3 protein-coding genes are annotated in these 2,190 nt (G+C 43.6%); all 3 read left to right on the top strand.

Annotated elements, in window-relative coordinates; all coding sequences use genetic code 11:
• On the top strand, positions 1 to 351 hold a 351-nt coding region (locus tag WMO75_RS19355; RefSeq protein ID WP_349078816.1), incomplete at its 5' end, for an Ig-like domain-containing protein.
• Between the two features lie 172 nt (positions 352 to 523).
• On the top strand, positions 524 to 1,507 hold the full coding sequence (locus WMO75_RS19350) for an HdeD family acid-resistance protein (RefSeq protein ID WP_349078813.1): 984 nt from the start codon (positions 524 to 526) through the stop codon (positions 1,505 to 1,507).
• Positions 1,508 to 1,511: 4 nt separating this feature from the next.
• On the top strand, positions 1,512 to 2,190 hold a 679-nt coding region (locus WMO75_RS19345), incomplete at its 3' end, for a TIM44-like domain-containing protein (RefSeq protein WP_349078811.1).

Here is a 2,190-nt window from a genome sequence, read left to right as displayed (position 1 = left end):
AGAAACGGTCTGATCAGGGCGCAGAACCGTAATGGAAGTGCGAAGATCATCGTAACCTTAAAGAGTGGAAAGAGAGCAACCCTGAATGTCAAAGTTCAGTCTGGCAAAGTCACCACTACAAAGATCAGCGGTCTGAAATCATCCATGACTCTCAAAAAAGGTCAGAAGACAACACTGAAACCAGTGATCAGTCCACTGACCTCCACAGACAAAGTAACCTATGCAACATCAAATAAAAACATTGCAGCAGTTTCTTCCACTGGCATTATCACAGCCAAAAAGAAAGGAACCGCAAAGATCACAGTAAGATCAGGAAAGAAATCCTATGTGATCAAAGTAACCGTAAAATAATATATGCAGCATTCAGACCGGAGCCTTCCACAGACTCCGGTCTGTTTTTGTCTGACTGTCCGCTGCAAGCTCGTTGTTACAAAATGGACATTCATCCGGAGATGTCTATAGACGAGCCATTCAAAAAACGGTATACTGTCTGTAGAAATTTTATTATCGGGATGAAAGGAGCATGGAAAGTCTCATGTGGGAAAAAATCAACAACTTTTTGAAAGGGCAGATTGTAACCTCGATCATATATATCGCCCTGGGAGCGTGCCTGGCGTTTATGCCTGTGAACACGATCAATGTAATCTGTAAATTTATATTTGGAATTCTGCTGATTCTTGTAGGATTTTATCATATCCTGATCTATATTCTGGAGAAACTGAATTCCACGATTCTGGATCTTTTTTCCGGCGGTGTTCTGATGGTTATCGGAATTTTTCTCTTCATGAATCCTCAGATCGTAGTCAAGCTTCTGCCGATCCTGCTTGGAACCTTTATCCTGGTAGACAGCATCTGGAGCCTCAAAGGAAGCCTGAAACTTAAGAAAAACGGAAGCGGATTCTGGAAGATCCTTCTGATCGGAAGCCTGATCTTCATCGGGCTCGGTGTTTCCCTTGTACTCAATCCGTTCACAATGGTAAAATACACGGTAATCTTTGCAGGATGGATCTTCCTCTGTAACGGAGTGGTAGACCTCATCTACCTGATCCTCCTCCGTCGCGGTCTGAAAGAACTCAAACAGGAAGCAGAAGCAGTCGATGCAGACAGCGAGATCATATCTGATGATGCAGAAAGTTCTGCACAGCCAGAAGAACCGGTCGTACCGGAATACGCACCGTGGAGCTCACGCAGGAAGGCAGAGCCAGCAGACGATTTATCTGACAGTGAGGAAGAAACTTCTGATAAAGAACCTTTCGACAGCAATGCTTATGACAGGGAAGTTTCCGGGATGGAAGAATCCCTCGATGTTGTGCAGGTGAGAGAAGAAGAGGTTCCGTTGGACGAGTCGACAGAAGAGATGACTGAGCAGGAGAATGATCCGCCGGCCGCCAGAGGAGCGTACGTAGTATCCAAGCCAACCGTAACCGATGATGATCTTTCCGATACCAAAGATGAGAACCTTCTTGGTCTGATCTCCCGTAAACGAAAGAAAAATAAGAGCGAATAAAAAGATGACGAGACATAGACGAATCTGTTGTATACTGCTCGCATGTATCTGCTGTCTGTGCTTTTCAATTACATGTTATGCGAGGGCCGGCGGCGGATCTTCAGGAGGAAGTTCAGGGGGAAGTTCCGGTGGAACATATCATTATAATAATGAATCAAACTATACGGATGACGAGAGTCCGGGTGGATGGTCGCAAACGATAGTTGGCTGGATGGCAATGGCATGTTTTGCCGGGGCTGGAACGATTGCATTTCATTGCTATATTCAAAAGGCAAAATACAAAAGTCTTCAAAAAATGAAGAAATTTGAAAAGCCGGGCGAAGACTGGAATGCAAAAGAAATGCAAAAATATGTGGAGAATGCATATTTTGTTATTCAGGAATGCTGGAGGCTCCTGGATCCATCTTATGCAGAAAACTATCTGAGTAAAAGTCTTGCCCAAAGTTGGACTACAAAACTTGAATGGATGAAGGTTAAACATGAAAAGCCAATACAGAAACGAGTTCAGCTCCTGAGTGTGACTCCGGTATCTGTGTGGGATGATGAAGGTGAAGAAGATGCCAGTATTGTTTATCTGATTCATGGAAGAATGATTGGATATTATATCAATACAGATACATTAGAGGTTGTTCGTGGAAAAAAGATTCCGGAGTCGTTTTATGAATACTGGACATTTATACGTG

This window comes from Blautia intestinihominis, assembly GCF_040096655.1.
Classification (GTDB): Bacteria; Bacillota; Clostridia; order Lachnospirales; family Lachnospiraceae; genus Blautia_A; species Blautia_A intestinihominis.
Note: the sequence above shows the minus strand (reverse complement) of the source record. Positions and strands in the feature narration are given on the sequence as shown.

What these genes read in the sequence shown, in the direction of transcription:
- WMO75_RS19350 (WP_349078813.1), top strand. Translation starts at nt 524, where the DNA reads ATGGAAAGTCTCATGTGGGAAAAAATCAACAACTTTTTGAAAGGGCAG.